Annotated in this window: 21 protein-coding genes; 12 read left to right on the top strand and 9 right to left on the bottom strand. The window is 55.9% G+C overall.

What is annotated here, in order from left to right:
• Nucleotides 1–192 precede the first annotated feature (192 nt).
• Nucleotides 193–462 carry a hypothetical protein gene (locus D0544_RS05760; RefSeq protein ID WP_125015041.1) on the top strand — a complete coding sequence of 90 codons (270 nt, stop codon included), beginning with the start codon at nt 193–195 and terminating at the stop codon, nt 460–462.
• Between the two features lie 7 nt (nt 463–469).
• Here D0544_RS05760 and D0544_RS05755 read toward each other — a convergent pair whose 3' ends face one another.
• A complete protein-coding gene (locus tag D0544_RS05755; protein ID WP_207905771.1) occupies nt 470–1,210 on the bottom strand; it encodes a S1 family peptidase in 741 nt (246 codons plus the stop codon).
• 175 nt (nt 1,211–1,385) lie between these two features.
• Between D0544_RS05755 and D0544_RS05750 the strand changes: the two genes are divergently transcribed.
• From D0544_RS05750 to D0544_RS05730, 5 genes are all read left to right on the top strand, one after another.
• On the top strand, nt 1,386–2,558 hold the full coding sequence (locus D0544_RS05750; protein ID WP_125015040.1) for a Kelch repeat-containing protein: 1,173 nt from the start codon (nt 1,386–1,388) through the stop codon (nt 2,556–2,558).
• Entirely contained in the window at nt 2,555–3,757 is a 1,203-nt protein-coding gene (locus D0544_RS05745) for an NHL repeat-containing protein (RefSeq protein WP_125015039.1), read from the top strand. Before D0544_RS05750 ends, D0544_RS05745 begins: the two co-directional genes overlap by 4 nt.
• Complete coding sequence (locus tag D0544_RS05740) at nt 3,754–5,055, top strand: hypothetical protein (protein WP_125015038.1); 1,302 nt, start codon at nt 3,754–3,756, stop codon at nt 5,053–5,055. Before D0544_RS05745 ends, D0544_RS05740 begins: the two co-directional genes overlap by 4 nt.
• 4 nt (nt 5,056–5,059) lie before the next feature.
• A complete protein-coding gene (locus D0544_RS05735) occupies nt 5,060–8,314 on the top strand; it encodes a hypothetical protein (protein ID WP_125015037.1) in 3,255 nt (1,084 codons plus the stop codon).
• A gap of 68 nt (nt 8,315–8,382) precedes the next feature.
• Nucleotides 8,383–9,288 carry a glycosyltransferase gene (locus tag D0544_RS05730; protein ID WP_125015036.1) on the top strand — a complete coding sequence of 302 codons (906 nt, stop codon included), beginning with the start codon at nt 8,383–8,385 and terminating at the stop codon, nt 9,286–9,288.
• Here the strand turns inward: D0544_RS05730 and D0544_RS05725 are convergent.
• Nucleotides 9,285–9,731, bottom strand: coding sequence for a tetratricopeptide repeat protein (locus D0544_RS05725; RefSeq protein ID WP_125015035.1), 447 nt, complete (start codon nt 9,729–9,731; stop codon nt 9,285–9,287). The two genes, D0544_RS05730 and D0544_RS05725, sit on opposite strands and share 4 nt — an antisense overlap.
• A gap of 587 nt (nt 9,732–10,318) precedes the next feature.
• Between D0544_RS05725 and D0544_RS05720 the strand changes: the two genes are divergently transcribed.
• The 6 genes from D0544_RS05720 (at nt 10,319) to D0544_RS05695 (ending at nt 17,859) form a co-directional block, all read left to right on the top strand.
• Nucleotides 10,319–11,911 carry an asparagine synthetase B family protein gene (locus tag D0544_RS05720; RefSeq protein WP_164880850.1) on the top strand — a complete coding sequence of 531 codons (1,593 nt, stop codon included), beginning with the start codon at nt 10,319–10,321 and terminating at the stop codon, nt 11,909–11,911.
• Nucleotides 11,908–13,110: a glycosyltransferase family 4 protein gene (locus D0544_RS05715; protein ID WP_125015033.1), complete on the top strand. Its 1,203-nt coding sequence runs from the start codon at nt 11,908–11,910 to the stop codon at nt 13,108–13,110. The genes D0544_RS05720 and D0544_RS05715 overlap by 4 nt, the downstream gene beginning before the upstream one ends.
• Before the next feature lie 40 nt (nt 13,111–13,150).
• Nucleotides 13,151–13,951, top strand: coding sequence for a polysaccharide deacetylase family protein (locus tag D0544_RS05710; RefSeq protein WP_125015032.1), 801 nt, complete (start codon nt 13,151–13,153; stop codon nt 13,949–13,951).
• Nucleotides 13,948–14,895, top strand: coding sequence for a glycosyltransferase family 2 protein (locus tag D0544_RS05705; RefSeq protein ID WP_125015031.1), 948 nt, complete (start codon nt 13,948–13,950; stop codon nt 14,893–14,895). The genes D0544_RS05710 and D0544_RS05705 overlap by 4 nt, the downstream gene beginning before the upstream one ends.
• Nucleotides 14,886–15,824: a glycosyltransferase family 2 protein gene (locus D0544_RS05700; protein ID WP_125015030.1), complete on the top strand. Its 939-nt coding sequence runs from the start codon at nt 14,886–14,888 to the stop codon at nt 15,822–15,824. Before D0544_RS05705 ends, D0544_RS05700 begins: the two co-directional genes overlap by 10 nt.
• Before the next feature lie 484 nt (nt 15,825–16,308).
• The gene (locus tag D0544_RS05695) at nt 16,309–17,859 is read left to right on the top strand and encodes a sulfatase family protein (protein WP_207905770.1); all 1,551 of its coding nucleotides are present in this window, start codon (nt 16,309–16,311) and stop codon (nt 17,857–17,859) included.
• Here the strand turns inward: D0544_RS05695 and D0544_RS05690 are convergent.
• The 7 genes from D0544_RS05690 to xrtA all read right to left on the bottom strand — a co-directional run bounded on the left by D0544_RS05690 (nt 17,838) and on the right by xrtA (nt 26,825).
• Nucleotides 17,838–18,653 carry a sulfotransferase family protein gene (locus D0544_RS05690; RefSeq protein ID WP_125015028.1) on the bottom strand — a complete coding sequence of 272 codons (816 nt, stop codon included), beginning with the start codon at nt 18,651–18,653 and terminating at the stop codon, nt 17,838–17,840. The two genes, D0544_RS05695 and D0544_RS05690, sit on opposite strands and share 22 nt — an antisense overlap.
• Entirely contained in the window at nt 18,650–19,906 is a 1,257-nt protein-coding gene (locus tag D0544_RS05685) for a putative O-glycosylation ligase, exosortase A system-associated (RefSeq protein WP_125015027.1), read from the bottom strand. Before D0544_RS05685 ends, D0544_RS05690 begins: the two co-directional genes overlap by 4 nt.
• The gene (locus D0544_RS05680; RefSeq protein WP_243647300.1) at nt 19,899–20,933 is read right to left on the bottom strand and encodes a glycosyltransferase; all 1,035 of its coding nucleotides are present in this window, start codon (nt 20,931–20,933) and stop codon (nt 19,899–19,901) included. Before D0544_RS05680 ends, D0544_RS05685 begins: the two co-directional genes overlap by 8 nt.
• A gap of 187 nt (nt 20,934–21,120) precedes the next feature.
• Entirely contained in the window at nt 21,121–22,344 is a 1,224-nt protein-coding gene (locus tag D0544_RS05675; RefSeq protein WP_125015025.1) for a TIGR04063 family PEP-CTERM/XrtA system glycosyltransferase, read from the bottom strand.
• A complete protein-coding gene (locus D0544_RS05670) occupies nt 22,341–24,245 on the bottom strand; it encodes an XrtA/PEP-CTERM system amidotransferase (RefSeq protein WP_125015024.1) in 1,905 nt (634 codons plus the stop codon). The genes D0544_RS05675 and D0544_RS05670 overlap by 4 nt, the downstream gene beginning before the upstream one ends.
• The gene (locus D0544_RS05665; protein WP_164880847.1) at nt 24,245–25,372 is read right to left on the bottom strand and encodes a glycosyltransferase; all 1,128 of its coding nucleotides are present in this window, start codon (nt 25,370–25,372) and stop codon (nt 24,245–24,247) included. The genes D0544_RS05670 and D0544_RS05665 overlap by 1 nt, the downstream gene beginning before the upstream one ends.
• Nucleotides 25,362–26,825 carry an exosortase A gene (gene xrtA, locus D0544_RS05660; protein ID WP_164880846.1) on the bottom strand — a complete coding sequence of 488 codons (1,464 nt, stop codon included), beginning with the start codon at nt 26,823–26,825 and terminating at the stop codon, nt 25,362–25,364. The genes D0544_RS05665 and xrtA overlap by 11 nt, the downstream gene beginning before the upstream one ends.
• Nucleotides 26,826–26,830: the final 5 nt, after the last annotated feature.

Raw genomic sequence — 26,830 nt, 5'->3', positions numbered from 1 at the left:
ACTTAACAACCCCAATAAGCCCTTCCAGAAAAACTACTCTAACCCCATGAAAAAAAAGAGCTTACCCCATACAGGTATACAAATTGCTGAACACTCTTACAAGAATAATCAACGATCCTCCTTACTTTCGGTACCAGCCAACGCATCGGATGCCCAGCTGATTGGGTGGCACAGCCACCAGGGATATTCAACATGTCTGAGGAGCTGTATTTAGTCAGTGCCATGCTACTACTGGGTGCGATACTGGCAACCATACTGTTATTTTCAGCCCGCATGCGTCACCCCCAGCGAGGCCACGGGATCAGTATAAGCCAGGCTCTTGAGAGCTCTCTGGATGCGCGCAGGCGCTCCAGCTTTATTCGCAGACGCTATACAGGCGTCGTCTACTACCCCTTTGTCGATGCCGATGGGGTACCCGTCACCCACGACCGCAGGCACTGCTATGATCGACGCCACTCATAACCGCCAGCTACTCCGGCGCCAGTAGTGCCCTCACGTAACGGGCAGGAATGGCGTATGTGATGCCGCTCGGCCGCTCCAGCAAAGCCTCTTTCGAGGCCTGAATAAAGACCTTGTTGACCACCCCCAACAGAGCTCCCGTCTCCGGATCATACAGCGGACTTCCGCTATTGCCCGGGTAGGCCGTTGCATCCAGCTGGTAGACCAGGAAAGGGTCTCGCAACCGGCGGATCGAGGCCGCATCAAGCTGTCGGCTGTTCACGGCAGGAATCGCAACCGGTGTGATACTGGAGATGTAACCGCGGTGGGTAACCGGATAGAGACCCAATACCACACCGAGGGGGTATCCGGTGAAGGCGATTTCGCGGCCCTCCCTCACCTCCCGACCTGCACGCCCCAAATTCAACGCCGGCAAAGGGGTTCCGCTGATTCTTAGCAGCGCCAGGTCATGTTCTGTGTCACGACGAATGACCCGGGCCTGGCGCCTCTGTGCCTGCGCTCCCCGGCCAACGAAAATCATCAGCTCCTCGCCGGCATCGTCCGCCAGAGTCTGGCTGACCACGTGATGGTTGGTCACTACATGGTATCCATCATCGACAACAAAACCGGTGCCGACCAGTAGCGGTGCGGGTGTTCGGGTACGCTGATAACTGCCCACCCCCACCACCGATTCAGTAACCCTGGCCACCACCGCCTCAAAATCACCGTCCCCAAGGCAGAAACCGGCCTGCATCGCCAGCAACAGCACCACCAGATAACAGGCTCTACGAAGGAGCCGCCGGATAGGGGGTTTCGATGGTGCTATGCCCCATGGGTTCGAAGCCACTCGGGAGTTCAACATTGCGCCTCTCTAATTTCTGTACGTTCTAAGCGTGATCTCATCACGCTGCTAAGCTGATAATGAATCGACAAGCGGCCCCTGCCCAATGAAGGTCACCCCCACAGCACGTTTATTTCCCGCCATCCACCCAGCCTCGTTACTGGTCATCACCCTGTTAGTGACGCAGGGAGCAACAGCGACTGCAGAGGTTAAGGATAGCCGTAACCGCTGGGAGCTCTACCACGAATTCACCCCCAATGGGTGGCGGCGCCATAACCATGCCGGCATCGCCTACGATGAGGCCCGGGACGCGATCTACATGTTTGGCTCCGACACACACGGCCTGGACCACGACAACAGTGTTTACCAGTTCGATATCGCCGGCAAAACCTGGACACAGCACTATTCGCCGTCCCCACTGTCCAGCTACCAGGTGAGCGATGATGGGCTCAATACCGCAAACCACCAGGGTCAGGTTCGCCCCTGGGCCATGCACACCTACGACAACATCCTCTTCGACCCAAATCGTCGGGCGCTGGTCATTACTGCGTTCCCTGAGCACAACCCACAGGGCAAAAAGATGGGACGAAAAGGCGCCTGGGGAACCTGGCTTTACTATGTGGACTCACGCAGCTGGGAGCCGTTGGCTACCCCCCCCAACCAGCCGAAGGCATTCGCCGCCGGTTCCGCCTATGACCCCGATGGCAAGCGCGCATTCCTCTACAAGTGGAAGATGTGGACCCTCTCCTCCAGTGGTAAACAATGGCTACAGGAGGGGCCCGGCAGCAAACACGCGATCCACTATGCCGTCGAGTATGACAGCCGCCATCGGCTGTTGGGGGTGTTCGGTGACCATAAGAACAGCAGCCGCGTCCACCTTTATTTTCCCGGCAAGACAGGGGAAGCCGGGCGTTGGGAGGTGCGCGAGCCGACTGGTGACCTTGCCCCCGAAGATCAGCACTTCCCGGTGGCCTTTAGTACCCGGGATGGCGTCTTCCTGCTGGCACCGGACGATACCGTCTTCGTCAAACAGCCGTCTGGTTATCGCAAGCCGATCAAGCCCAAACGAGCGTTCACATTTCTCTATGATGTGGAGCGCAACCGCTACCTGAAACTACCCGACGCAGAGCTTCCGCCCCTGGGTATGAACTACGCCATGATCTACAGCGCGCCGAGAAACGCTTTTTTCCTATTGACAGGTAATGACCGGCTGAGCGTTTGGCGCCTCAAGCTCGACCTTGAGGCACTGCCACAATGGGCTGACGGGAGCCAGCCATGATCCGCACCACCGCCCTGCTCTGTCTCCTGCAACTCCTGCTTTCCCCCCCCCTTAGCGCTGATGAGCAGTGGCAGGTCCGGCCCTTTGTGGGGTCCCTTTCCGGTGGTCCTGCGTTCGGCCAGATGTTACAAACTGGCAGTGGTCTGCACCACCTGTGCGGCACCGAGGATGGCTCGCTTTTCCTGGCGAGCGGGCAGCGGATTGATCGTATAGATCCCGATGGGCAGCGCTGGCCTATTGCCGGCGATGGTTTTGAGGGACTGATCGACGGCCCGGCTGCCCTTACCCGTTTCAGAATGGGCGTGGGAGCTTATTACCGCAGCCACAACCTGGCCTGTGCACACCCAGGGTTGGTGTTTATTGGTGACACAGGTAATAAGCGGGTAAGAAGGCTGCAACTCCAGGGAAAGAACTGGGTGGTCGATACCGTCGCTGGCGGGGGGGGTGAAAAAAAAGCGCTACCGGGTACTTACCTCAAGGGGGGTAGTCTTGATCTTGGGAACACCTTCAGTATTGCCCTGCAGGATCAGACCCAACTTATCATCGCGACACGGTACGGTGCCTGGTCACTCCACCTGCCTAGCGACCAGGCCAGCTGGCTCGGTGCCTGGCCCGAGAGCACATCAACATGGAGAGGGTCTGCCAAACTAAACCTGATGATGGGGGATGCAGATCGCCTGGGTAACAGTTATTTCGTATCACGTACGCCGGACGTAGTGGTCAGGGTATCTGCTGAGGGCAAATTGGAGCACTTTGCCGGTATCGTCGCCCGTCACCCGAAGCCCCATCATATTGGAGACGGAGCTCCAAGGGAGGCGTATTTTGACACTCCAAACTCCCTGGTGGTGGCCCCCGACGGCAGCGCCGTTTATGTCTGTGGTGGCGATGAGTACGATATTCGCAGAGTACCGACGGCCCCCGGCGAGCCTACCCAGACCCTGATGCGCAACGGCCGCTGGGGCCACGCCAGTCTACACCCCAATAAGGCCCGCGGCCCCGCCGTCTTCAGTCCACAGGAGACGGGAACGCTCATGCCCCAAGGGACGTTGAGCGTAATGATGGTCTCCCCCCTTTATGGCCGCGATTGGGCTGGCAATCTCTACGCAGGGCTGGTTCCCTGGCGAGGAATGAGCCAGTTCGTTGCCGGTAAGGGGGTACTACCGACCCACAGTTTCACGCTTTACCGGTTTGCACCATGAGCCTAGCGACTGAGCTGATCTCCCTTACGTTGCTGGTCTCCTCCTGCTCAGGGCTCACAGAGCCTTCGGATAATGACACATCTCACCAACTGCTCCCCGCCCTCGCATCGGGACGGGAGCAATTCCTGCTGGCCTGGGTCAGCGGCTTTCCCTATCCGCAACAGCCGCCTCCCGAAATCGGTTTGACAACACTCTCGGCAATCGGCGCTCCGCAGGAGGAGGTGACCCATCTGCGAACGGGCGACCGAACCATTGCCGGAGAGGTTGATGTTGCCTTTAATGAGCGCTATCTCGTTGTTTGGCAAGCCTTCAGGAGCACCACCGGTTGGGATATCGAAGCGGCCCTGATATCAGTAGGTGAAGTGATCAGTGTGGAGCGACAGTGGACCCTTGATGGCAGCACAAACAATCAGAGCCGGCCAAGGGTCATCCCCCATGACGATGGCTTTGCTGTCGGCTGGAGCGGGTATCGCGACGGATTCTACCGACCCTTCATCACAACGCTTGACCCTGACGGACACCGGGTTCATAGCGGCCCCCTGCATCGGCCGGCAAAGGGTTTTGATGGCTACAACCCGGGGTGGGGGTTCACCCCCGAAGCTAGGGGTGAGGCTCCCGATTTGTCCGGTTATCAACTTGAACTGCAGTCGGTCGACGGCCAGCTGTGGATCGCATGGCAGGACCAAAGCCAATGGTCTCCTGGCAAGAACGGGGCCATCAACTGGTTTTTTGCCCGCCTCACCGCCACCGATGGGGGGTGGGAAATCGAGCAACTGTTGCGTCCGACGAGCCCCCTACTTGCACGCACCAACGGCCTCCTTCTCTGTTACAACCGCCAGAGATGCCTCTTTGGAGGTGCCAGCGTGGTCGGCCGAGGCCAGGCAATGGCCCCGGCAATGGCATTCAATCCGCAAACGCTTACCCATATTAGCGTCAGTAACGCAAAGCCACGCTCCCACTCCGGATGGGATAGCGAGACACTGTTCCCCTTGATGGATGAGGCGTACAGCTTGTATGGGCCTGTTGACCTGATCGCGACGCCCTCTTCCCTGCAGCCAGATCTTTATGTCGCCGGCGTGGCCCGTACCGCGACACGCGGGGAAAGCGGCTACCATTTACTTGTCGGCAAACTCCGGGAGCAAGGGCCGGCAGTGGTATCAAGGGTTCTGCTCGAGTCCCCCGAGCCTATGCGCAACCCTAGCCTGGCCTTTCTGGGAACAACCCATCTGGTAGCCATTGAATCCGCGCTCCCTACCGGAGGTGTCCGGATACGACTATGCTCCTGGCAAGTGAGGTAACCCTTTGCAGCCCCGCATCTTTTTTTACAGCTTCCTGCTCTCAATGCTGCTAGCCCCCCAGGCGGGTGCAAGGCTGATCAACAATCAGCAGGACTATGAGTGGGATGGCACCCACTTTCGCGTTCCCCTGGAGCTCTGGGATCGTGGATCAACCCCTCACCATAACACCCCCGTCAGTAGTGGAGTCCCTCTACCCTATGGGCTGGTAAACGAGCCGGGGGAGCTGCGCCTGGAGGATGATGAGGGCAATGAGGTACCCTGCCAAATATCCGTCCTTAGCCGCTACTGGGCACGGGACAACTCCATTCGGTGGGTACTGCTCGATTTTCAAACCAGCCTCGATGCGGACCAGAAGCGACGCTTTTGGCTCACCAACCGGCCCTCAACACCGGCCCCCCCTTTCCTCCAGTTGCAGCGGAGTGACGATCGCTGGACTCTGGGCAACGGTCGCCTGTCCCTGGAGATCGACCTCAAATCAAACCGATTGCTCAGTGCCCTGGCGATCGACGGGATCCCCCTGCTGGCGGCCAAGTCCGGGGACGGACTGGTGATGGAGTCCTACCCGGCCCCCTACGCCGAACATATGCAGGGAAGCGCCTGGAATACCCACGGCTGGAATAAAGAACGTAAGCGGGTAGCAGTCAATATTCCAGCCCAACGCTTCGTCAGTCAGTACCAAACCGACCAGGTCACGCTGGAGATAAACGGCAGCCAAAGGGCCGTTGTGTTGATCAGGGGGAGATTCCAGCCTGCAGACGGGAGTACCTTCCAGCCACCCTTTTACCATACCCAGACCCGTATCCACCTTTATCGCGACAGCAACCGGCTGCGCATCGAACACAGTATCGGCAACAGCGGTCCCTCCCAGCCTTTTTGGGTGTTGCCTTATCACATGAGCGGCTGGCATATCAGTCTTGCACTACCGCCAACTAAACTCTATTACGGACTGTCAGGCACGGATCAAGATCAGATCCATAGTTCGAGCAACTCCTCATCTGAACCTTTCTGGTTGGGTCAGGGTGCGCCCGAGAACATCAAGAAGGGGGGGCGCTATCTGACCCGTCCAGGGCCGCTGCTGGCCTCGGATCCCTCTTCTAAGAAAGAGGATGCCATCGCCCGCTATCTCGCCGTTAGTGGCAAGCAGGCCAGCCTGATGCTAACTCTGGCCGACCTCTGGCAACTGGCCCCACAGAGGCTGGGAGTGCAAGAAAAACGCATTGAAGTGGAGTTTAACGCTAGGCCAGAGGACTTCCCCCCAAACACCTCACCAAAGCATAAGAAGCCCTGGTACCAGCTCGATATCGGAGAGCGTACCTACCACGACCTGACGCTGGCGGCCTTTCCCTACCCCGCCCGCCCGCAGGAGCTGGCATCGATCGCCCAAAGTGCACAATACCCACTGCGCGCCATGGCCCCCGTGCGCTGGTATCAGGATACCGAAGTCTGGTATCAGGAGATCGCCGCTAGCGGCTACCCTCCTGTAAGATCAAGCAAACGTCATTGGGTAGCGGAGCGGGGAGGATACCGTCGCTACGGCGAGGAGCGCAGCTACAACTCGGGTGGGCACCACAGCAGCCTGAATTCGAGCTGGCTGGCGCCCTTGCAGGAGCGCAGTGGGGAAAGCCTGGAGCGGGAAGAGGCGCGAAGCCGCTGGAGTATTACCCATAATCCGGGACTTAACTATCGGCTGGGGCCACTGAGCTGGAACTCCGAGGCCCCCTATCGAGGCATCAAGCAGCAACTCGACCAATGGAACCAAACGGCGGGCTTCGGTGGCAAGGAGATCTACCTGTGGGCCAGCAGCCAGGACGGCGAAGAGAAGAGTGAGGGGCAGAGCTACCTCAACTTTTACAAATGGCTGCCCGATATCGAGCACTACGCCCTGTTTCGGATGTTCGAATGGTACTACCTGACCGGCTCCCCCTGGGCGCTCGAAACCATCAACGGGTTTGTCAGTTGGGGGCTCAACTTCCAGTCGTTGCGGATGTTCCAGGGCAACCCTCCCCCACTGGAGGATACCCAATTATTTGAACGCGACCGCAACGCCCTCAGACGCGCCCATTACTCGCGTATCTATAACTGGATGCTCTACACCAACCTGGCCGGACTCCATGCCACCGGTAATCCGGTGATGGATTATTTTGCCCGCTGGCAGATCCGTCGGGCGCTGACCCTGCTGCGTCTACGGCACGGCCAGTTCAGCAACTGGAAAGATGAGGTGTTGGGCTCACTGGATAGCCCGGAAAACCTCGTCATCGACAGGGATCATCCCGAGCTCTTCAGCCCCCTCAGCAACAAGCTCTACGGATCGAACGCCAAAACCTGGATGGAGGCCCAGGCGCCCCTGGCCCTGCATGAGGCCTACAAGACCTACCGGGACGAACGTATTCTGGATGCCCTCTGGGGGCAGGCCGACTACTTTGCCAACCACGCGCTGTTTTACCCACAGTTGGGCCTGTTTAACGAAGTAACCGCTATGCCCCATACCCGTTACGGTGCTTCCTCCCCGCCCATCAAGCCGATCTGGCATGACCGCTACCTGCAAGCCTTTCCACTGCTCTACTACTACTCGGGCGACCCTAGGCTGAGGACGCGTTATGAGCAGGTGAAAGAGAGCGCAAAAAACCGCTGGATCCGCCCCTGGTTTACCCAGGTGGTGAACTGGGAGCAGTCCGCCGGCATCGCCAAGCGCTCCACCCAGGCACCGGATGCCATCCTCGACCTTACAGTGGTAAAGGCATCAAGAGCCGGTGGCATACAGCTGCAATGGAGCAGCCCCACGGACGATGGGCCCAGCGGCCACGCAGATCGCTATTTCGTGAAGCTCAGTAATCGCCCGATAGTGGAGTACGCCGCCAGCAACCATCCCCAGCGGCTGCCCGCATTAAACAAAGCGCTTGCGGATGTGGAGCAGCTGATAAGCAATCAGTCCAAGGGCAAGAAAAAACTCAATCTTCGCGTCGACAAGGATGCCATTGAGCGTGAACTGGATAAGTTCCCTCTCGAGGACCCGAACTGGCAGCGGGTAGACGCATTTTGGATGGCCGAGCACGTTGCCGGAGAGCCGCTGCCATCTGCTGCCGGAACACCCGAACGATTTACCCTAAGGGAGCTTTTACCCTACGCCTGGTTTGGACTCGATAAGGGGCTACCCATCGACCAGCTGCCTTCCGGAACCTATTACCTGGCCATCAAAAGCTGGGATAGCGACCAAAATCTGAGCGCCATTTCCAATGTGGTGAAAATTGATCTTAACTAAGGGGGCATTCATCCCCAAAGGACCCGAGCGTGAGGCTATCCACCGATAAAATCGAGATTTCGATCATAATGCCCAGCTACAACGCGGCAGCCTTCATTGCCCAGAGCATCACCTCCGTAAAGGAGCAATCCTTCAGATACTGGGAGTTAATCATCGTCGACGATGGCTCTGATGATGGCAGTAGCGATCTGGTAGAATCGTTCCTGAGTGACCCTCGTATCAAGTTAATCCAACAGGATCACCTGGGTGCAGCAAAGGCAAGAAACCATGCACTCTCAGTTGCAAAAGGAGCGTTTATCGCCTTTCTTGATGCCGACGACTGGTGGGAACCAGAGTTCCTTAAAGCCATGCTGACTGCCTCCCGCTCAAGCGACGCCGACATAAGCTATTGCGGGTGGCAAAGAACCGGCTTGCCGGAGAAGCTTTGTCCTCGATACGTCCCCCCCGACTACAGCAAGGAGGGGCTTGTTGAGGCGCTGATGCGGGAAAATATCTGGCCTATCCATGCTGCCCTCACCCGTGCCGAGCTCATCAAGCGACTGGGCGGGTTCGATGAAACCCTACCCTGCTGTATGGACTTTGACCTCTGGCTACGCGCCTCGCCGGATATAAAAGTGACCCTGGTACCCGAAGTTCTGGCCTATTACCGCTTCCATGGTACAGGGCAGATCACCAGCCAGAAAGCCCGACTGGTGATCGTTCACCTGGAGGTACAACTCGATTTCCTTAAACAGCACAGCGAGATTGCCGCCCGCTTTACCCCGGAACAGATAGAGTACTGGACCTGGGACCGGGTACGACGCAAGGCCTATGGAAACTTCTGGCATGCCAACCTAGACACCAGCAGCCAGCTGTTTCGCTATCTGCTGAGAAGGGGCAAGTGGCGTCTATCCGATCTGCGTCACATCCTCTTCTCGCTGCTTCCGCCTCAAGTCCAGCGGCGGATACCGCTGGGGCCCTCTCTCCCCTCCTAGGGGGACTCTTGGGTCTCAAGGCGTTCGATACGCCGCTTAAGAATGATCGAGTCCGGGTTTTTCGCGATCCCCTGTTCAAGTAGCTCCCTAGCCTTGACCATATTACCCTGGTGCTTGTAATAATCGGAGAACACCGCATAGCCCTGTGTAAAGTCCGGCTTCAGCTCGATGGCACGGCCGTAATAGCGTACCGCTAAAAGCGGCTCATCCAAGCGCTCATACACCTTTCCCATGAGCATGTTGATTTCGGGAAGCAGCACATAGCCTGGATTTTCTAGGTGACTAAAAACGTACTCCAGGTTGTTCTTGGCGACCTGAACATCATACCGTTTGTCCATCGCATTTTTTCGGGGATCCAGGGAACGGCGCATAAAGGCCTGGGCCGTGCAAAAGTGATGGACGTGCATAAAGTCCGGCCCAAGGACCTTTTCCCACTGACTCACCTCCTGCTCGTTGCTCGGTCGCATCCGGGCCCAACAGTAGGGAGGCAGGAAAGCCATCTCATCATCTTCTACCCGATTTGCTAGAGCATGGTTCGACAGCACCAAGCCGAGCAAAAGCGCTCCCCAACCACCGATATGCCGAGATCCTCCACCACTCGTACTCGAACTAGACACAGCCTCCCTCCACAATGGATCAAACCCATTTCAGTGTAGTGCAGATCGCCGCTAAACCTCGCCCCACAATAAAAACAAAAGCGATGAATAATAATTATTTATCGCCAAATACTATATAAGAGTCTCAGCTTTCTCCCCCCGCTATCCCCCCATGTCCTAGACTTAAGCCTTAGATAATCAACAAAAAATAGCGAGTTCGCAAAGGAATGCCATCACAGCAACTACTTGTCTGCGCAGGCCAGGTAGCCTCTCTGCCTGCTTGTGCCTGGACCCACTACCGAGAGTTGGCCAAAGGCAACGCCATCGGGATGGTCTTGCCCGGATGTGAACCCGGAATGGCAGATGCGCTACCCCCACAGGCACATATCCGACGTTCGACCGCGAATCGTTTCACCTGGTCCGGGTCTGCCCCTATGGCCGCCCCGGCACTAAGCCTGACGATGGACCCTGCGAACTCGACCCTGCTACTGAGTGCCGACCGCTTCGGTCAGATCCCTCTTTTTTATAGCCGCCAACAGGGGGTCCAGGTTTTTTCAACCAGCCTCCAGTGGGTGGTCGCATTGGCCGAAGCCACCCCCGAGCTCGACCCTGCAGCTCTGTTTCACTATCTTTACTTCCACTGCATACCGGCACCCATCACCCTCTACCGGAATATCAGTCGCCTCGATGCTGCCCAATCGATTAGGCTCAATCTGCAATCAGGAGAGCTGGTAACCCATACCCACTGGAGACCGGACTTTGTCCCGTCAACCGCCTTGGCGGTCGACCTTGAAGAGCAGTTATTCCACCAACTTCAACAAGCCGTCGTGGATCGCTACGAGCCAGGAGCGGGAAGCTTCCTGAGCGGCGGTCTTGATAGCTCATCGATCACCGGAATGATGTGCCGCTATACCCAGGGTCGGGACGCCTACTCCATCGGTTTCCCGGTCGAGCGGTACGACGAAAGCCCATACGCCCGCTGCGCCGCCGACCATTTTGGCGCCCGCCTCACCCGTCATTCGATCCAGCCCGATGAGCTGGTTGCCCAGCTCCCCCTGATCATCGGGGCACTGGAGCAGCCGTTCGGCAACTCCAGCGTCGTCCCGACCTACTTTTGCGCTGCCTTGGCACAACGGGATGGAAAAAAAATCCTGCTGGCCGGCGACGGTGGTGATGAGCTGTTCGGCGGTAACGAGCGCTACCGAAAACAACTTCTCTTTGAGCACTACAGCCGACTTCCCCCTCCATTGCAAAAAGGGGTGCGCGCCCTCCTCTCAATGGCCTCCAAAGGCCCGAGACTGTTGGCAAAAGCCAACAGTTACATCGAGCAGGCCAGTACGCCGCTTCCCGATCGCCTGCAAAGTTATAACCTGCTCAAGCGCGTTGATCTCACCCAGTTCCTCTCGCAGGACTATTTAGCCGCATACAACAGCGAGTCATGCGAGCAGCTGCAGCGTCACCGCTACACCGAAGTCGAAGGGGATTGCCTCAACCGCATGCTCTACCTCGACTGGAAATTTACGCTCTGCGATAACGACCTGGTCAAGGTCAACAGTATGTGCTCATTGGCGGGCATAGAGGTCCGCTACCCAATGCTGGATGATGCGCTGGTGGATCTATCGACATCGATCCCCTCCCACCTGAAAGTCCATCGCCAGGAGCTGCGCTACCTCTTCAAACGCAGCATGGGCACTTTCTTGCCCGAGACCATCATCAAAAAATCCAAACATGGATTTGGCCTTCCCTATGGGTACTGGCTGCAGGAGGACAAAGCGCTGCAACAGCTGACCTTCGATGCCATCAGCTCACTCTCAGGGCTCGACCACTTCAGGCCTAACCTGGCCGACAAGGTGATGAGGCTCAATGCCGGGGAGCATGCCCACTACTTTGGTGAACTCGCTTGGATACTGATGGCCCTAGGAGTCTGGATGGATAGGGTACAGCACTCCGCCAGCGCCGGAGAGGCTCCGCCAATGCGGGGGGCCTCGCTGGCCATTCAGGCCTCCAGCCCGGGAGGAGCTCAATGAGCCATACCCACTACTCCGCACTGGTGATCACCGAGCTCTTTGCGCCCACCAAGGGTGGAACCGCCGTCTGGTTTGATCAGGTCTACCGCCACCTCGGGGGAAGATCGGTGCATATTCTGACCGCCGCCACAGCCGGCGATGCAGCGGTCGATGCGGAGCACCCCAACAGTATCCACCGGGTTAACCTGCAACGAGTGGCCTGGTTGCGTCCCGAGTCGCTGGCGATCTACCTGCGTCTGCTATGGTCCGGATTTAAAATCGCTTGGCGTCACCGTCCACGGCAGTACCATGCCGGCCGGGTATTACCCGAAGGGTTGATCGCACTAGTGCTGGCGCGCCTGTTCGGCCAGCCCTGCCTGATCTACGCCCACGGGGAGGAGATTACGACCTGGCGCACCCCCATTAAAAGCTGGCTCATGAGGTGGACCTATCGCCATTGCGATATGGTCATCGCCAACAGCCGTTTTACAGCCGAACGGCTCGTGGAACTTGGGGTAGACCCGCAAAGAATTCGCCTTATCCATCCGGGCGTCATGATTGAGGATTTCACCCCCCGCGGTGACGCCCAGGTCAGCACCCTGAGGGATCAGCTACTGCAACAGGGCGAGACCCTTCTAATGCTCTCGGTGGGCAGGTTATCGCGCCGCAAGGGGTTCGATACCATGATTAAGGTCACTGGACGCCTGCGAAAGCAGGGGATCAACGTACACTATGCCATTGCCGGAATCGGCGAAGATCAGGACTACCTGCAGAAGTTGGTCGACGATCAGCAGCTTTGCCCGGCCGTATCACTGTTGGGTGCCGTTGAGGCCGAACAGCTGCCCCTCCTTTATCAAGCCTGCGACCTCTTCGTTATGCCCAACCGTGAGGTGAATGGCGATGTCGAAGGCTTCGGCATGGTCTACCTGGAAGCGGCCGCTTGTGGAAAAACCTCAGTGTCCGGAACCAGTGGCGGAGTCGTCTCGGCAGTGCTCCACGAACAAACCGGCCTTAACTGTGATGGCGACTCCGTCGACGCGGTCTACGATGGTGTCTATCGGTTACTGATGGACGAGCGCTTTCGCAGCCAGCTAGCAGACAGCGCACAGCAACGGGCTCATACAGAGTTCTCCTGGGAAGCCGTTGCAAGCAAAACCGCTGCTATCTTTGGAGGTACAGACCCGGCCTTTAGTCAGTCCCCAAATACCGAGCGATCATAGTGATCAGTTCCTCGATTTTCAGCAGCGCAGCCCCCGGCCGATGATTACCCGACTGCAAAACCAACTACTCGCGGGGTTACCTCAAACGGCCCTGATGTACCACTCCACCCATAAAGGCGGAGAAAACTGGCGATGGTCACTGGCCCTGGCTGATTTTGAGCGTCAACTCAACGCGGTCAAAGCTGCCGGCCTTAACGCCGGATCGATCACCGACGCCCTGGGCAGGCGCTCCGGTGCCAACCTTCTTTTAACCTTTGATGACGGCTATGCAAATACGCTGGAGGCTCTGGAGCTGATTCTGGCCAGGGGGTTCTCTGCAACGCTCTTTGTCGTGACCAACCATATTGGTGGCCAGAGTAACTGGCCGGGTAGTGATCGTAGTCTCCCGCTGCTGTCACTGACCGATATCAAACGGCTGGCTGGGCTCGGTATCGAGATCGCGGTTCACGGCGCGACCCACGAGGATATGACCCAACTACCGCAGCAACAGTTGAGCAGGCAGCTTACCGAGGCCAAGGGGTTTCTGGAGGAGCTGACGGGCCAGCGGGTCACAGGCCTAGCCTACCCCTACGGTCGCTATAACCCTGGCGTGATCGAAACCGTTAAAAGCTGTGGATTTGAGTACGCCTGCTGCACTGAAGCCGGTCGCCTTTCGGCCAGCGAGTCGGAGTACCAGCTTAAACGCATCACCATCGAGAACGGCGACTCGCTGACAAGCTTTCAGCGAAAATTAATTTTGGGTGGCAATAATGCCGATAAAGGCGCGCTGTTGAGCTATATGGTTAAAAGTATGATAGCCAGGAAACCGGCCAATCTAAAATCGCACAGGAACCCTCTATGAGCACACGCATCACGCTCTGCTTTTGCACCTACAACCGTGCGGAAAATCTTCCCAGTCTGGTTGCATCGATTCGGGAACAGCAGTGTGAGATCCCCATTCGTATTCTTGCCATCAACAACAACAGCCGCGATCACACCCTAGCCACCCTGCAGGCGCTACAGCAACTCCCGGGGCATCCACTGGATTTTGTGACGGAACAGGAACAGGGCATAGTCCCCGCCAGAAACCGAGCGCTGGAGGAGTGTCTGAACGACGAGTTCATGATTTTTATCGATGATGACGAAATTCCTCTTCCAGGGTTGATCCAGTCAGCCTACCTAGCCCTCAAAGAGGGGTACCATGTTGTCGGCGGTAAGGTATTGATCGCGTTCGATAACAAACGCCCCGCCTGGCTCAGCGATGAGCTACTCCCCTTCTTGGCAGCCATTGATTACGGTGATCAAGACTTTGAGATCCGTAACGACCAACATCCGTTATGGACCGCTAACATCGCCTACCGAATGGAAATATTCCGCCGCTACCCGGAGCTTAGATTCAACAAAAACTTCAACCGCGTAGGTAATGTGGTGGGTGGTGGAGAGGATGGCATAATGTTTCGCCAATTTCTGGAGAACGAATCGATCAAGCTAGGTTACATTCCCGGGATGGCTGTCGACCACTATGTTGAGGAGTGGCGCCTGCGACGTCTCTACTTTCTCAACCTTCATCACCGTGCGGGCTACCGCCGGGGGCGCTTTCGCGAACCGATGTACGAGAGGCGACTGTTTGGCGCGCCTAAATTCTTGTATCGCAATCTAGCCACCCAAACAGCCACCGCCACGCTTCACTCCTTGCGCCAGTTCTCACCGGCAATACGGGAGTGGATGACGGTATCCCACACGATGGGCATGATCCGTGGATATCGTGACCGACGCCATGACAAGGAAAAAGGTCAATGCGCCTAGAGATTGTTATCTGCACTCACAACCGTTCCTGGCTGCTTGAGCGAACGCTCCGATCTGTTGCGAGGGCGAATGCTCCCTCAGGGTCGCACCTCCAAGTTACCGTTGTGGCTAATCATTGCACCGATGACACCGAAGCGATGATCGCCAGCCTCAAACCTGAGTACCCCTTTCCTCTCCGACTCCTGCGCGAGCCACGTGCCGGAAAATCCTATGCGCTTAACCATGCCCTCACGCAGCTTAAGGGTGACTTCCAGATCTATATCGACGATGACCACCGGGTCGATACCCGGTTTCTCTGTGCAATAGAAGAGCTAATACAGAAGCACCCCTCCTACAAAATCTTTTGCGGAAGGATCATACCCGATTGGGATGGAGAGGAGCCCCAGTGGATACATAGCGAGAAATATCCCGTTTACCCGCTACCCATCCCTCACTACGATCTTGGCCAAGGTCCCTGCGAAATCGCGTTGGACGACCGGCTTCCCGGAGGGGGTAACTTGGTGATGGCAAAGGAGGTGACGCAGCAGGTTGGCCAATTCAATGAGAACCTGGGCCCTTCCGGCCATAATCTCGGAGGGGGCGAAGACGGAGACTACGTCAGACGCGCCCTCTCCAAAGGCTATAAGATTCTCTATCATCCGGCCCCCATACAGTACCACTGGGCCGATACGGAGCGCTTAACCCTTGGCTATCTGTTACGCAAAGCCTATTCGCGCAGCCGCTCTGCTGCCTATATCCAGATTCAACAGCCCCGGTTACCTCCCCGTTTTCTGTTCACCAAGCTGGCACTGAACCTATGCCAGCTACTGCTTCCACTGCCCCTTGCGAGACTCAGGTTTTACCTGATGCGAAGCGCCAGCACCGCAGGCGAAATTACGGCCTACACTGGCCGATATAGGGATGCTAAAAGTGAGCGCAAACATGGGTAACCTCATGCCCCTCATTATGATACTGCTCATGGGGGCCAGCCTCTCCAGCCTTATACTGCTGCTTTCTCTCAGTGCCTATAAGCGGACGGGCCCCGGTATCTCTAAATCCGTAGTGCTTCGCTTTCGCTCACTTGCCGCTCTATCAATCGCTCGCCAATGGCTGATCTCAACCCTGATACTCTCCGCTCTGATCAGCTACAGTAGTTTCATCCTTCTCGGCATAGGAGCACCACTCCACTTGCAATTTCCCCCAGAGGCCTTGCTGGCTTTATCAGTTGCAGTCGCTTTGGGAATCCTGTTACTACGCGTCCTGGCTATGCTCTATGAAAACCCAGCGACCATCGCAGTCAACAGTAGCATAAGGAGTCGACACTGGCTCCGACTACGCAGTCTGGTCCCGGAGGGACTGGTCACAGCCATGGAGTGGCTTCTTTGGGTAGCAGCCATAGCAGGCATTGCTCACCTTTTGTGGGAGCCCACTTGGATGCTTCCTGCCTTCCCTGCGTTAGCCATGGTTGTACTCCAGTATGACCTGATGGTGAGTTACCGGGGTAAGCCGAAAGCCGTTAAGTTCAATACCTCACAACCAGGACGCAGCAGACCCAATATAATCATGATTGGCTGCGATACTTTCCGTGCGGACTATCTGGGCAAGGTTTCATCAAAGGGCCTTTCCCTCACCCCCAATCTTGACAGCCTCTGCAGCCACGCCACCCGCTATACCAACATGATTACCCCGATCGCCCGCACCGCTCCGTCGCTGGCGTCCCTGTTTTGCTCCGAGTGGCCCAGCCAGACTCGCCTGTGGGATAACTTCACCGACCCCAAATCGGTTAACCTGAAATCCCACCTTCATACCCTCGCCGCTATGGGCTACCGCACCGCCACATGCAGTGATTGGGCCGGAAGTGATTTTGCACGCTACGATTTCGGATTCCAGGACCGGGAAACACCCGCGGATCAATGGAATATCCGCTACCTGTTAGGCCAGGGGGCCAAACAGTATCGTTTGTTTCTGTCCCTGTTCAGCGCTGGCCGTATCGGAAAGAAAATGCTACCCGAGATACATTACGCTGCCGGTATCCCGCAGAACCGGCAATCCACCTACCGTTTTTGCGAAGCGATCAATCGCTACAGCAAGGAGGATGCTCCCTTCCTTTTGAATCTCTTCATCTCAACGGCACATCCACCCTTTGGTTCTGAGGCCCCTTACTACAACCTTTATAGTGAACAGCGGGATACCTCCTCACCTTTTTGCATGGTCAAATTAACCGAACCCGAAGAGATCATCAAAAGCCAAAGAGACCCTAAAGTGGCTTTTGAGCTCGATCAGGTGATCTCTCTGTACGAGGGTTGCATCAGCAACTTTGACCAGCGAGTTGGCGACATTATCGAGCATCTAAAGCGATCCGGGCTCTACGATGACTGCGCCTTGGTCATCTATTCTGACCATGGCATCGACTTCTTTGAAAAAAATTCCTGGGGACAGGGTAATAATCTGGATGGTCTCTTCAGTAACCGCGTCCCCTGTATTATTAAAGTGCCCAATCAGGCACCCGAGGTAAACGACAGCTTCTGCTCCAATAGGGATATTTTCCCCACGCTGCTCGCCCGCCTAAACCTTGTCCCACCCAAGCTGGACAAGGGTAATGCCCAAGACTACGCCTCTGGCGAGGGTACCGCCGTTGAGACACAGTTTTTGGAAACCGGCGTTTGGATCACACGTCCCCCCTCGGCTACCGATGACCACCTGTACTATCCGGACATAGACCAGATCCTGGATGTAACGGACCACGAAACGGGTACCATTGTTCTGGACCAGGCCGCTCTGGAAATGATTGACCAGGCCAAAGACCGGGCGATCATACACCCACCCTGGATTTTGGTTCGCAAGCCTTGCCACGGTGGCCCCAGATGGTCTCTATACCACCTGCTGTTGGACCCTTTAATGGAAGAGGAGTGTTCGCAAGAGCAACCAGAGCTGCTTGAGTCCCTGAAAAATGAGCTTAATGATCACTTCTTCGGTTCTGTGTAATCCACAAAGCGCTGGTAGAGCCCGGCGCAAAGCGCCTCGATGGTGGGATCAATAGCCACCGGTTTACGTTTGCCGATAGAGGTAGAGTAGATCGCCTTAGGAAAATAATAAGCCTGGTCCAGGTCACAAAACCGGTAGAGTCTATCGGTTTGCTCTCTGGGCTGCTGCACCAGGTCTTCATAACGCACCAGCAACAGGTTGTCGCTTGTGTCCAACCCTTTTTCGTAAAAGAAGATATTCCTGAAATACCACTGCAACGCCGCGGCCGAGGCATCATCAAGGGTATCGGGATCGACCAGTTCACATAACAGAGCGTAAGTCTGGTCGGACATCCCCTCGGAAAGCCAGCCATCGGAAGTGCGGTAACGAACAATACGCCTGACTTGATTGGCCTGGTTTTTAAAAGAGACCAGCATTGAGTTCACGACATCATGGTAGTGCCGCACAACCCAGATCACTTTAGCGTCATCCAAAGCACGGGCTAACGCATCAATACGCTGCAGCTCGCACAAACTCTTGATCACGAAGCAGCGTGATCTGCTCCGTTTTTTTAACGCCAGAACCCTGTCAATGGCCACCATCTGGTAATTGTCGAAGGCCCTGTCATCGGTTTCATGATAAACGTCCGTATCCAGGGAGCGGTCGAGCACATCCATCACCATATTGGTGCCTGATCGTTGTACTCCGGCCACCAGTATGCACTGCCTGACGGGGCTCCCCCTGAGCTGCCGATACCCCCCCTTTGCCAGGGCAATCAAACGCTCCTCCAGGTAGTCTTTAATGCGTCTACTCACTGCGCTCCCCTATGCTTTGGGCTATCGGCATGAGGGTCCTCAGGGCCTGATACCGCAGACAAGGTCCGGTCGGCGGCTTGATCGAGGGTACGAGCCACGATGATCAACGCCAGCATGTGGTAAAAAAGATCGAAGTACGCCAACCCTAAAAAGGCGCCTGAAACGGCATAGCCCACCAGGCTTACACGAACCATGGTCATCAGGTCCGAGCGCCACTTCATCGATCGCTCCTTCACCATTTTCCCGGAAACTAACCAGCCCCCCAGCAACAGCGACAAGAACAGCGCCAAGCCCACGAAGCCATGCTCACCCAACACTTCGAAGTAGATACTGTGGGCATCGGTCCTGCCAGCGAACACCTCAAACCCTCCACCCGTTAATGGGTCTGCCTTGGCAACCTCATAGGCAAAGCGCCAGGCATCAAAACGCCCCTGTGCAGACTTGTCCTGCTCGTAATTGGCAATGCTTTCCATCCGGCTATGCCAGCTGTCAGGCATAAACATCACTAAAGCGGGAAGCAGGACGGCCATAGAGACGAGTAATACAAAGCGCTTTCGGCTCATAAGGATGAGCATAAAAGCCATCGCCAACAGCCCCAGAAGAGCGCCGCGAGACTGGGTTCCCAGGATAGAGACCAGGCACAGAGCAATGGCGATGCCTGCCCCCCAGCGCACCACAGCCAATGGCGATGAGAGCTGGAAGTACCTGAACAGGGGGACCACCATGATTAAGGCCAGTCCTATCTCATTATTGCCACCAATAAAGGTACCTGGGGGCCCCATAATCCTGAATCCACCACCGGTCATCAGGGTAAAGATACCGCCTTTAATGCCATAAAAACCGATCGAGAGAGCCATCACCGCGACCAGCAGCTCAATCCGTTGACGACTGTTAATAAGATAAAGCGTCACGAAGGTCATGAACAATATCTTGTAGACCTTTTCCAGCTGTGGCCAGGCGTAGGCACTGTAGCGAGCGTCCAGGGTGGTCACCAGTAACCACAGGCTGTAAACCACCAGAAGAAAAACCAACCCATTACGGGGCATGCGATATTTTTCACGGCAAAACAACATCCCCAGCAAAGTGGTCACCGCCACGACCTGCGCAAACGGCAGTGTGGTTGCAAAGCCCCAGGTCAGCTTGTGGGGATTCATGTAACCCAACCAACTCCAGACCAGTACGCCCACGTAGGGCTGGCGAATGATAAATAGCAGCGAGAGCGCTACAACCGAGGTGACAAACAGATCACGCACAGCGACCTACCTCTGGGTCAGTAGAAAAAATTTCATCGTAGAGTGACTCCAGACGGGCCACCCGTGTATCCCAACTGTTATGCTGCGCGTAGGCAACGATTGCCGGCCTATCCCAATCGGATCTGAGCCCCTCTCGAATGCCCTTAGCAATCGCCTCGGGCGAGTAGTCTACGACCATGCCAGCCACGGGATCGCTGATCACTTCCGCGTTACCCCCTACATTGGTAGCGACAACCGGGGTCCCGCAAGCCATCGACTCAAGAATCACATTCGCCCACCCCTCATTGCTGGTCGGCAACACAAAGAGGTCCGCGCTGCTTAAACAGGGGCGCAACTCATCAGGGGTATAGGTACCCAGAAAGTGAACATGATCTGCCACCCCCAGCTCAGTGGCCAGCTGCTCCAGCTGTTGCCGGTAATCCCCCTCACCTGAGGCGCCCCCCACCAACAGGTAGTGCAGTGTGGGAAACTCTTCCAACAGCTCGGGAAGCAAGCGGATCACTATGTGTTGCCCCTTCCTTGGGACCAGCCCCCCCACCGTAATCATTAGTCGATCCCGCTCATTGAAACCCAGAGTGCTTCTGTAGTCTGCATCGATTTGCGGAAAAAACTGCTGAATATCGACCCCGTTACCCACACGCTCTGCCCGTTTCAACCTGAACCCAAGCTTCTCCATTGCCGTTAGCAATGCATTGGAAACGCCAACCACCGCATCAGCCTCCTCCAGCGCTTTACGCATTAGTCGACGTCTTGAGAGATAGCGAGCATGCTTGATTTCTGTCCCCCGCAGGGTGACCACCATGTGAAGATGCAACCAGCGTTGTAGGTACGCGGCCGCTACGCCGTCCGGGAAGGCAAAGTGAGCATCCAACACAACTTTGCTATTTCCCTCGGCCAGTTCCTTTACTGTGCGATAGGAAGCTAACGCGATAAACAGGGGGTCCAACCACTTACCAACCACCGGAAAAGAGAAAAACCTGGGCCTGTAAACCGTCAACACACCAAACCGGTCTTCATAGGGGTTCATCGTCCTGGAATGGCCATAGAGTTTCCCAAGAAGCCCCTGAAGTGGGAACCAGGGCTGTGGCGATACCACTACGACCCCCTCAGAATTGAACAAACGGTGAACACGCTGGTAAACAAAACATCCCTTCAAGGGCTCGAGCACACTGGGAAACAGTGTGCTAAAAACGACCAGGCGGGGGTGCGGGTGGCTATCCATCGGAGCGCCCCAGCGCTTGATACAAAGGAGCATAATTGGCGACCGATGCGGCCCAGCTACGCTGTTCTGCTACATATTGACGGGCTTTGTGCAAAAAACCCAGCTCCCGATCTTGTCGCAGTCGATGAAAGACGCTTTCAAGGGCAGTCGCAAGCGCGCTGGCATCCCCGCTGGGGAAAAGGGCAACGCCGGTACCGTCCGGGATAAGCTCCAGATGGCCACCCACATCAGACATCACCAGGGCCCTCCCCATCGACATGGCCTCCAATGGTTTTAAGGGGGTGACTGTTTCGGTCAGCCGCATAGAGCGTCTGGGGTAGGCAAGGACATCAACCCGCTCGTAATAGGTATCCACCTCTTCATGGGGTACCCTGCCCGGCATATCAACAATGTTTTGCAACCCATGTTCGGACACCAGGTGCTTTAGCCTCTCCTCCTCCGGCCCTCCTCCCACTAGAAGCAGTTTGAGCGCTACGCCTCTTTTGTGGAGAAGCGAGACAGCCTCGACCAGGAGGTCAAGCCCCTCATAACGGTAAAAAGAACCGATAAAACCCACGACCGGAATATTGTCCCTGTTATGCCACCGCAGCTTTAAGGTGTCGGTTCGATCGGGGTATTTTTCCACATCAACTGCATTGGGCACGATGGCCGTGCAGCGGGGAAGTTTTGCTCTTCCAGCCAGATCGGACATAAGCCCATTACAGATGGTCACCACCCCACCGACCCTGTTGACTACCCACTCCTCGAACCACTGGCTCAGTCGATAGCGGAAGCTACCTTCAAGGGTACTTCCATGGTCCACCGCGGCATCCTCCCAAAAGGCCCTGATCTCATAGACCACAGGAATGCGGCGGATACGGCCAATAATGAGGGCACAAAAGCCATTCAGCGCTGGCGAGTGGGCATGCAGAAGATCCGGCTTTTCAATACCGCAGACCTGATAGGTGCGGATCAGAAGCCAGGTGATCACGTGCAACTGTTGTAAGACTCTGTTATGGGCAACCCACCGGGGAGGGGCTGGGCAGCGATAGAACTCGAGTCCATCGGCCGTTTCATTGAGCCCCTTGGAGGGTCCGGCATGAATGGCCTGCTTGGAGCCCGTCAAGTGGCAGGTTTCATATCCCATTTCATGCTGATAGCGAATCAGGGAGCGGCTCCGAAAAGTATATCCGCTGTGCAGTGGCAATGAGTGGTCAAAAACATGCAGGATTTTCACGCATCCTCTCCTGCAAAATGAACAACGCGCAAAAAAGCCTCGAACATCAATAAGGTCCAGAGGGCTGCCCCATTATCCTGCAAGCCGCGCACATGGTAGCTCACCAAATCAGCTATCTGCTTCATATCAAACAGCTCAAGGCGGGATAAATAGGGGCTGTTACCTAATGCCTCCACCTGTGGCCGGAGCTCATCCGTGAACCACTGGGACACCGGAACACCAAACCCCATTTTTTTTCTATAGAGAACCTCGTCGTCCACCTCTCCCTGCATTGCGTGTTTGAGAATCCATTTACCCTCCCCCTCGCGGATACGCTGATCCTGAGGCAGTGTGGCTCCCCATTCCACCAGGTGATGGTCCAGTATCGGAACACGCACTTCCAAAGCATGGGCCATACTCGCACGGTCGACCTTGGTGAGGATATCGCCCGGCAGATAGGTTTTTATGTCGATGTACTGAATCGTCCACAGCGGATCACTGGAGTCAGCCTCTTTGGCGTAGTGTCGAAACAGGTCGCTGGGCTTATAGGCGGCCAGGGCATCGCACATAGGGGTGTTATAAAGGGCCCGTCTCTGCGTATCAGGAATAACCGCAATATTATTAAAATAGGCACCAATCGAGTCCTGACCCAACGCCGATAGCGTCGACTTGAGGCGGAGCCAGCGAGGCGCAAAACTGATCCGCGGATAAAGCTTAGCCGCCAATGTAAACAGCGGACAGCGAATAGCATCTGGAATGAGGCGCCTGAACCGCTCCTCATTCAGGTGCCATCGATAGCGGGTGTATCCGCCAAACAGCTCATCTCCCCCATCGCCCGAGAGGGCGACCGTTACTTTCTCCCTGGCCAGCGCGCAAAGGCGGTATGTCGGTAACGCGGAGCTGTCGGCAAAGGGTTCATCGTAGGCTCGAGCAAGTTGGTCAATCAGATCCGCGTCAAGCAGTGTCACCTGGCGGGTTATATGGTTGGACCCGATTTTATCTGCCACGGACCTGGCGTATTCACTTTCGTCAAAGTCCGCCTCGGTAAAACCGATGGAGCAGGTGTTGATCGGGTCCTCATTGAGTTGGGACATCAGCGTAGCCACACTGCTTGAGTCCACACCGCCTGAGAGAAAAGCACCTACCGGGACATCCGATACCAGGCGCAGCTCAACGGCTTCCTTAAGTCGCGCCTTGAGGACCTCTCCGGTGGAATCCCCCTTGCTCGTCAACGCCTGGCGGCGCAGCTTCCAGTAATGCCGCTCCTCAAGCGAGCGGGTATCCGCATTAAACTCGATGAGGTGTCCTGCTTTAAGTTTATAAACACCTTTATAGATGCACTTTGGATCCGGCACATAGCCCAGCGCAAAGTAGTCATCGATCGCGGTAGGATCCAGCTTTTTTTCCGGCAACCCGTAACTTAACAGGGCCTTGAGCTCGGAGCCGAAGATCAACTCTCCGGCCTCACCTATCGTATAATAAAGTGGCTTAATGCCCAGACGATCCCTTACCAGAAAGCAGCTACGTTTTTGACGATCCCAAATCGCAAACGCAAACATGCCCCTGAAGCGGTCAACCGCTCCTTCTCCCCACTGCTGCCAGGCATGCAGCAACACTTCGGTATCACAGTCTGTATGAAAGGAGTGGCCACAAAGCCTCAGCTCTTCGCGTAGCTCTCGGTAGTTGTATAGTTCACCGTTATAGGTCAATACGAAGTTATCGTCTTCACTCACCAGCGGTTGTGCACCGTTGTCCAGGTCCAGGATAGAGAGTCGTCGATGGCCAAACACCACACGATCATTGTGAAAGATACCGGCTCCATCGGGCCCTCTGTGTTGCATGCTGTTGGTCATGCGCGTAACACGCTCGATATCGATGATCGCGGGAACAACCACTTCAACCACACCGGCAATACCGCACATTACACACTTCCCCCATCCCTGTAGAGCTTGCTATAACGACTGACCATACCGTCAATGGAAAATTGCTGAACGGCCCGCTGCCTACCGTGATGGCCGTGGGCAATACGCTTATCGACATCCTCGGCATAGCCCTTTATACAAAGTGCCATACCTTCCAGGTCATCGACCTCAAACAGATAACCGTTACGCCCCTCCTCAACCAATTCGGCGTTTCCACCCACGCGTGTGGCAATGACAGGAAGATGGCAAGCCATGGCTTCCAGAATCGTATTGGAGATCCCCTCTGCTTTTGAGGTTAGCAGGAAAAGATCAAATTGACGGTACCAATCAAGGGGGCAGCTTGACGCCCCCTCCAGAGAGACCACCCCTTGCAGGGATAACGCCTTAATGCGTGCTTCAAGAGCATCTCGTAACGCCCCCTCTCCCACAATGGAAAAGCAGACAGGGGTATCCCCCTCTGTACGCAGCTCCTGGGTAAGTCTGGCTACATCCACAACCGCCAGGACGCCTTTTATCGGTTCAAGCCGGGCGATGATGCCAACACGCACCCCTTGGCCTGTCCCTGAGAGGGGGCTCTCATCGACGCTAAAGTGTGCTGTATCCACCCCGTTACATATACGATATAGCTTCCTCTGTGGCACCCTGACCCGCTCCAGAGCATAGGCTTCGGCCTGTTGAGAAAGCACAACGTAATGGGTGGTAAACAGGGCAAATAACCTGCGAATAAGTGCAGGCTTCAGCGCTTCTCCATTGGGGTCTTCGATATCCCATCCGTGGTCACTGTGAATACGTCGGGGGACCCTGAGGTAACAGGCAATCGACTGGTATTCTATACAGGCCAGATTACGAGTATGAAAGACATCCGGGCGAAATCGTTTAATCAGGCTATAGATTTTCCCGTAAAGAGAAAAATCATTACCGGCACGCTTTTCTAACAGATGGACAGGAACCTCGTTGGGCAAGCGTTGCCTGAAGTCGCTGGCACTTGAAAGCACCACCACCACATGGCGCATCTCCGGGCCCTGTGTACGGTTAATGATATTGACCAGCCCATTTTCAAGGCCTCCGGCCGCTAGCCGGTAGATAACATGCATCACACAGATTGGGGAGGTTGTCTCATGGAGCATGAGCCACCCCCTCATAACGTATCCCAGCAATCAGCTGCTCCAGTGCAGCGGGTGCATCGGAACGCGAACCAGGCTCCAGGATCAACGCCATATGGACGCCCTGCTCTTCCCCCCCCTTAAGCCGCAACAGCAGCTGGGCGAGCTTTGCCTTAACCGGGTCACATATAGCCGCGCCATCAATCAGGTACCAGGAGATAACCTCATAGGTCTCAGTGGCTGACTCGACCCTTAACAGATTACTCCTGGGGCATGAAGCGTCTTCGCCAGACAACGCTATAGCCCTCCATAAGGGGTCTTTTTGCGGCACAATCCGGTTGGTGGAAGTAACAAGCTTGTTGGATTCAGGGCCATAGCCATACCAATAGGCCAGTAATCGTCCCTGAGCCAACGGGGTATCGATACGGAAACGACCGCTTGCGTCGGCGGCCTGAAAGCGGGGTTCAAAGGGTAAGGGGCCATTGTCTGGATCCAAGGCTGCGCCCTGGTAACTCACAGCGAGGCTAAAATCGGCAGCACGGGGTTCACGCTTGGTCGCAATGACTGACCAGATGATTGCTGGAAGCACCACAAGCAGAATTGCCACGGCCACTCCTTGCCGATAGTGGCGTGGAGCGGTTTTGTAGATGGCTGACTGTGAAAGTGGATCGCTCCACCGGCTACCCACCATAAACAGAATTAGCATCAGCACCCCGAAGAACACCCACCCATATAGGAGATGATCGACACCCACAGCCAGCTGCATACCGCTGTAATGCCCCAGCAATACTATGCCGGTTGCCCTCAGCCAATTACCTACGATGGGTAAAGCAATAGACGCGAGTATAAAAATCACTCGCTTGTGCATTGAGTTGTAGTTGATATAAGCATAAAGCGTTCCTAGAGCCGTCGACGCAATCAGGTAACGTACACCTGAACAACCCTCGACCACAGACCAGTTCCCGGTAGGAAGCTCAAAGAAAAGCCCCTCAACATAAATAGGAATGCCCAGAGCAGCAATGGTCTTGACCGTAAAGGATGCGGTCATCTCCATCATGGGCTGAATAAGGAACTCACCAAAAGGAACCATAAAGAGCGAGTAACTAAGAGGGAACAGTAACGTGAGAGTTACACGCCACCCCATAGTGGCGAGTACCAACGAACACAAGATCAGGACCAGTGAGAACTGCTGAACCACCTGGACCTCTACAATTTCAGCCAGGGTCCAGATAAAGATGAGAAGGGCAACGAGTAAACAACCGATCCAGGACGGTGAGGGCGATAAGCCTCGAAGCTCTGCACGTTTTCGATAAACCAGATAGAAACAGATGGGGGCAATAATAAAGCAGTGGCTGAATGTTCCTGACCGGCTCCAGATAAGAACCATATCGGTCAGGGTATCGCGATACCCCACCAGAACAATAGCGGCTCCTACCAGGTATGTTAGTAGGGCCCTGGGCCAGGGGTTGATACCCACAGAAC

The organism is Aestuariirhabdus litorea, from assembly GCF_003864255.1.
Taxonomy (GTDB): domain Bacteria; phylum Pseudomonadota; class Gammaproteobacteria; order Pseudomonadales; family Aestuariirhabdaceae; genus Aestuariirhabdus; species Aestuariirhabdus litorea.
Note: the sequence above shows the minus strand (reverse complement) of the source record. Positions and strands in the feature narration are given on the sequence as shown.